Below are 5,385 nucleotides of genomic sequence, written 5' to 3'. Positions count from 1 at the left end.
ACCAGCAGGTCGAACATGCGGCGCTTGCGGGCCGGGCTCATCGGGTCGATCAGCGCTTGGTTGCCGTCACGCAGGTCCACCGCACACCAGAGCGGCGCACGCGTGATCACTTTGTCGGGCCAGGTACGGTCGGCCAGCTGCACGGGCTCGACTTCCTCGGCGAATGGCCGGTACCGGCCGATCGGCATCGCTGATCCGCGTTGGGTGTTCCAGGCCGGTTGGCCCATGTTGGGTTGCCCAGCGGGTTTGGTGATGGCTCGAACGGACTTGAAGACGTCAGGGGAGTCGCCCGACGGTTGATAGCTAGTCACGGTGATTGCTCCGGGGTATCAGAGGGGCGCCTATCAGGCGGCGACCGGCGCGTCGCGAACACCCGCGACGGGAAGCCGGTCTGAATCAGGCCCCGTCGCGGCGTCCGAGAAGGAGCACCCGCTGCACGTTAGCTACCTTACCGCGCCTGCGCGGTTGCCCAAAACCCCAGGCCGCTAGTCCCCGGCCGGGACGATCTTGACCGGGATGTCGGTGTTTTCGTCGGTGTGATAGCTGGCGCACACCCGGTGGTAACCGTCGGCGATCTGCAACGCCACATCATGGGCTAGGTCGCCGCGGACAACCAGAATCGGCGACAGCTGCTTACCTTTCTTGATTTTCGCCAGATCCACAGCCACATGCGGATTCTCAGACGGCAGCAGCGCCAGGCGTGACGCGCGCAGCAGATCCTTGGCCTTCTTGTACACGATCGGGGCCTTCTTCAGCGCCGCCACAATTTCGCTGACCTGCCCGGGTGTGGCCAGCAGCGCCAGATAGTCCGCCGCCGCCGGATAGTCATGCTCGTCGGGTTCGGTACCCCATACCACCGTGGCCATCTCGACGACCCCTTTCTCACCACACGCCGGCCACCTGTTGTGCGCCGGCCCCTATTGGATATCAAATATCGTCCGAGCATCGGCTGTTCGAAGGACCGGCCGCCCGGCATCGTCACCGGGTCAACCCACGTATCCTGTTTGTCGACCTGGGAAAGCCTGGAAAGGATCTAAGTGGCGCTCGTCGTGCAGAAGTACGGCGGATCTTCGGTGGCCGACGCCGAACGGATCCGCCGCGTCGCCGAACGCATCGTCGAGGCCAAAAAGCAGGGCAACGACGTGGTCGTGGTGGTCTCGGCGATGGGCGACACCACCGATGGCCTGTTGGAGTTGGCTCAGCAGGTGTGCCCGGCGCCGCCTGCTCGCGAGCTGGACATGCTGCTGACCGCCGGTGAACGCATCTCCAACGCACTGGTGGCGATGGCCATCGAATCGCTGGGCGCTCAAGCCCGCTCGTTCACCGGCTCGCAGGCCGGTGTCATCACCACCGGCGCCCACGGCAAGGCAAAGATCATCGATGTCACCCCGACCCGGCTGCAGTCCGCGCTTGACCAGGGGCTGATTGTGCTGGTCGCGGGATTCCAGGGCGTCAGCCAGGACACCAGGGACGTCACTACCCTGGGCCGCGGCGGCTCGGACACCACCGCGGTCGCGCTGGCCGCAGCACTGCGCGCCGACGTCTGCGAGATCTACACCGACGTGGACGGCATTTTCAGCGCGGACCCGCGGATCGTCCCCAACGCCCGCCACCTGGACACTGTCACGTTCGAGGAGATGCTCGAGCTGGCCGCCTGCGGAGCCAAGGTACTGATGCTGCGCTGCGTGGAATACGCACGCCGCTACAACATTCCGGTGCACGTCCGGTCGTCGTACTCGGACAAGCCAGGCACCGTCGTCACCGGATCGATCAAGGACATACCCATGGAAGACCCCATCCTGACCGGCGTCGCACACGACCGCAGCGAGGCCAAGGTGACCATCGTCGGCATCCCCGACCACCCGGGCTACGCGGCCAAGGTGTTTCGCGCGGTCGCCGACGCCGACGTCAACATCGACATGGTGCTGCAGAACGTTTCCAAGATCGAAAACGGCAAGACCGACATCACATTCACCTGCCCCCGCGACAGCGGGCGGGTCGCGGTGGAGAAGCTGGACTCCCTCAAAGACGAGATCGGGTTCAGCCAAGTGCTTTACGACGATCACATCGGCAAGGTGTCGCTGATCGGCGCTGGCATGCGCAGCCATCCGGGGGTTACCGCCACGTTCTGCGAGGCGCTGGCCGGAGTCGGAGTCAACATCGACCTAATCTCCACATCGGAGATCCGGATCTCGGTGCTGTGCCGCGACACTGAACTAGATAAGGCTGTTGTCGCGTTACACGAAGCATTCGGCCTCGGCGGTGCTGAAGAGGCCACGGTGTATGCGGGGACGGGACGCTAGATATGGGCGCGAATAGCGTGTCGATAGGCGTAGTAGGTGCCACCGGCCAGGTCGGCCAGGTGATGCGCAGGCTGCTCGACGAACGCGACTTCCCGGCAACCAGCGTCCGGTTTTTCGCGTCGGCCCGCTCACAGGGCCGCAAGCTGACCTTCCGAGGCCAGGAAATCGAGGTCGAGGACGCCGAAAAGGCCGACCCGACGGGTTTGGACATCGCGCTGTTTTCCGCCGGCGGGGCGATGTCGCGGGTGCAGGCGCCGCGGTTCGCGGCCGCCGGGGTGACAGTGATCGACAATTCGTCGGCCTGGCGCAAGGACCCGGACGTGCCGCTGGTGGTCTCCGAGGTGAACTTCGTGCGGGATGTCGTCGGCGGCGCCCGGTCCCTCAAGAAAGGCATCATTGCCAACCCGAACTGCACCACGATGGCCGCGATGCCGGTGCTCAAGGTGTTGCACGACGACGCCCAGCTAGTGCGGTTGGTGGTGTCGAGTTACCAGGCCGTGTCAGGAACCGGGCTGGCCGGCGTCGAGGAGCTCGCTACCCAGGCGCGTGCGGTCATCGACGACGCCGAGCAGCTGGTGTACGACGGCAGCGCGGTGGCGTTCCCGGAGCCGAACGCTTACATCGCGCCCATCGCATTCAATGTCGTCCCGCTGGCCGGGAAGCTGGTCGACGACGGCTCCGGCGAGACGGACGAGGACCAGAAGCTGCGCCATGAAAGCCGCAAAATCCTGGGCATTCCGGACTTGCTGGTCAGCGGAACCTGTGTGCGGGTTCCGGTGTTCACCGGCCACTCGTTGTCCATCAATGCTGAGTTCGCTCAACCACTTTCGTCGCAGCGCGCCCGTGAACTTCTTGACGGCGCACCGGGGGTGAAGGTGGTTGAGGTGCCGACGGCGCTGGCTGCCGCCGGTGTCGACGAATCGCTCGTCGGCCGGATCCGTCACGACCCCGGTGTGCCGGACGGGCGCGGCCTGGCGCTATTCGTCTCAGGAGACAACCTGCGCAAGGGCGCGGCGTTGAACACTATCCAGATCGCCGAGCTGCTCGCCGCTGAACTGTGACCCGCGGGTGAGCCCTGCCGACCCCCGCCGGAGCGCGCGGTGCTCGCTTATGGCCGCGTCCGTCGCGTGTCTGCTTGCCCAGCAAGGCTTTTCGCCCGCGTCTGCCGATCCGCCGGCTCCGATGCCAGAGCCGGTGCTGCAGCCGCTGGCGCCCGGTCAGGTGATGCGGATCGGTCCGACTGCCGGGACCGGCACGCCCACCCGCGACTACGGCATCGGTGCCACCGACTTGTGCGCGTTCATCGAATTTCCCACCGATGTCGTGCAGGTCTGCGGCGACAGCTTCGCCGGCCAGGGAGTCGGCTTCGGCGGCTACTACTCACCGATCGCGTTGCGGGTAGACACTTCGTCGGTGGACGACCCAGCCGGGGTCCGCTACACCGGAGTCACCGGTATAGCGGAGCCGCTGTTGGCCGACCCGACGCCGGCGGGTGAATCGCAGCTGCCGGCCGGTGTCGTGCAGATCAACCGGCAGAATTACTTACTGGTCACCACCGCTAAAGAACTGGTACCGCAGAGCTCGCGTCTGGTGAAAGCTGAACCAACACACGGGGTTTGGCAGACGCTCCCGGGTTCGGTGCGGGATGCGGCCTACCTGGGCGGCCAGCAGACCCAGATCAGCGGTTACTACGACCCGATACCGACGCCCACGTCACCGACCGGGTGGGTGTACATCGTCGCCGACAACTTCGATCGCAGCCAACCGGCGCTGCTGTATCGCGTGGCACCGGAGAATTTCGGCGACCGGTCCCGGTGGCAGGGCTGGGCGCCCGGCCCCGACGGGGGTTGGAACAAGGCGCCAACCCCGTTGTGGGGCGACTTGATTGGTGAGATGAGTTTCAAGCAGATCGAGGGCAAGGCGGTGCTGTCGTATTTCAACGCCAGCACTGGCAACATGGAGGTCCGGGTGGCCGACGACCCGACTTCGCTTGGCACCGCGCCGGTGACCACCGTGGTGCAACACGACGACTGGCCCGATCCCGCGGAAAGCCTGCCGCCGCCGGAAGACAACCGGCTGGCGCAGCCATATGGCGGTTACATCTCACCGGGTTCGACGCTGGACGAATTGCGGGTGTTCGTCAGCCAGTGGCATAACAGCGATCCGCGGGCACGATCGCCCTATCGAGTTATCCAATTCGCCGTCAACCCGTTCAAACCCTGGTCAGAGGACAATTGACAGGGGCTTCGCGGCGCCACTCATATGTTTTTCATAGGTTGTACCCAGCGCAGCCTATCCGTTGCCCACGCATGATTTCAGCATGAGTGAAACACCTGAAACACCAACCAGGCCGACTACGGTCGCTACCAACCCCACAGTGCCAACGACTGAGCCAGTCAAACCGTATTGGCTCTACCGGTTCGCGGCATGGGTTGTGATCGTCGCCGGCATCCTGTTCGTCGTCATGAGCATTTTCTTCGCCGGCTTCAAGATCGCCGGCCATCATCATCACCACGGATGCCACCACCACATGGGGCAACACCACGCGATGGGTCCAGGGGGCATGCACCACGGCCACGGCCAGGGGGCTGACTTCCACGGCGGGCCTGGCGGTCCGGGGGGTGCTGCCAGCCTCGGACCCTCACAGCCGCCGAAGTCCGTCGCTCCATCGTTGGCTCCGGCGCACCCGTAGTCCCGCAATAGTGACCGTGAGCCCGGCGTCCCGCAGCGCAGCGGGGCGCTGGGCTCCAACTCTTTCCCGCGACGCTTAGCGGTCGCGGCCCGGTCGCGGCTATTGCTGACCTGAGGCATGATCAAGAAACATGAGCGAGACACCTCAGCCGTCGATTCCGCCGTCTCCCGTCGCGCCGCCGCTTGTCGCGCCGCTGCAGGAACATTCTGAGCGGCTTTATCAGGCAGCGGCGTGGGTGGCGATCATTGCGGGGGTCGTGCTCATTGCCCTGGTCGTTCTGCGGTTCGCCTGGTTTTTGTGCTGGTAGCACGCTGGGCACGCCGCGACTGAAAAGAGCGCGGTGTTTGATGGCTGGCGCACACGTCGGCATTATCAAGGGATGACCCAAGC

General features: G+C 65.1%; 6 protein-coding genes and 1 pseudogene. 5 read left to right on the top strand and 2 right to left on the bottom strand.

Annotation, left to right across the window (positions count from 1 at the left end; genetic code table 11):
- Positions 1 to 311: pseudogene (locus tag WAN71_RS26980) on the bottom strand (2-isopropylmalate synthase); the annotation flags it as partial.
- Positions 312 to 485: 174 nt separating this feature from the next.
- On the bottom strand, positions 486 to 866 hold the full coding sequence (locus WAN71_RS26975; RefSeq protein WP_422228256.1) for a hypothetical protein: 381 nt from the start codon (positions 864 to 866) through the stop codon (positions 486 to 488).
- A 171-nt stretch (positions 867 to 1,037) separates the two neighbouring features.
- Between WAN71_RS26975 and WAN71_RS26970 the strand changes: the two genes are divergently transcribed.
- The 5 genes from WAN71_RS26970 to WAN71_RS26950 all read left to right on the top strand — a co-directional run bounded on the left by WAN71_RS26970 (position 1,038) and on the right by WAN71_RS26950 (position 5,302).
- Positions 1,038 to 2,303: an aspartate kinase gene (locus WAN71_RS26970; RefSeq protein ID WP_422228255.1), complete on the top strand. Its 1,266-nt coding sequence runs from the start codon at positions 1,038 to 1,040 to the stop codon at positions 2,301 to 2,303.
- A 2-nt stretch (positions 2,304 to 2,305) separates the two neighbouring features.
- Positions 2,306 to 3,364, top strand: coding sequence for an aspartate-semialdehyde dehydrogenase (locus WAN71_RS26965; RefSeq protein ID WP_422228254.1), 1,059 nt, complete (start codon positions 2,306 to 2,308; stop codon positions 3,362 to 3,364).
- A gap of 49 nt (positions 3,365 to 3,413) precedes the next feature.
- Entirely contained in the window at positions 3,414 to 4,541 is a 1,128-nt protein-coding gene (locus tag WAN71_RS26960) for a DUF4185 domain-containing protein (protein WP_422228253.1), read from the top strand.
- Between the two features lie 139 nt (positions 4,542 to 4,680).
- A complete protein-coding gene (locus WAN71_RS26955) occupies positions 4,681 to 4,995 on the top strand; it encodes a hypothetical protein (protein ID WP_422228252.1) in 315 nt (104 codons plus the stop codon).
- A 130-nt stretch (positions 4,996 to 5,125) separates the two neighbouring features.
- The gene (locus tag WAN71_RS26950) at positions 5,126 to 5,302 is read left to right on the top strand and encodes a hypothetical protein (protein ID WP_422228251.1); all 177 of its coding nucleotides are present in this window, start codon (positions 5,126 to 5,128) and stop codon (positions 5,300 to 5,302) included.
- Positions 5,303 to 5,385 lie beyond the last annotated feature (83 nt).

It is taken from the genome of Mycobacterium sp. (genome assembly GCF_049280035.1).
GTDB lineage: Bacteria > Actinomycetota > Actinomycetes > Mycobacteriales > Mycobacteriaceae > Mycobacterium.
The sequence above is the reverse complement of the archived record's forward strand: the minus strand, read 5'-3'. Positions and strand labels throughout refer to the sequence as shown.

Coding starts and splice junctions, on each gene's coding strand:
- WAN71_RS26975 (WP_422228256.1), bottom strand. CDS start 866: ATGGCCACGGTGGTATGGGGTACCGAACCCGACGAGCATGACTATCCG.
- WAN71_RS26965 (WP_422228254.1), top strand. CDS start 2,306: ATGGGCGCGAATAGCGTGTCGATAGGCGTAGTAGGTGCCACCGGCCAG.
- WAN71_RS26960 (WP_422228253.1), top strand. CDS start 3,414: ATGGCCGCGTCCGTCGCGTGTCTGCTTGCCCAGCAAGGCTTTTCGCCC.
- WAN71_RS26950 (WP_422228251.1), top strand. CDS start 5,126: ATGAGCGAGACACCTCAGCCGTCGATTCCGCCGTCTCCCGTCGCGCCG.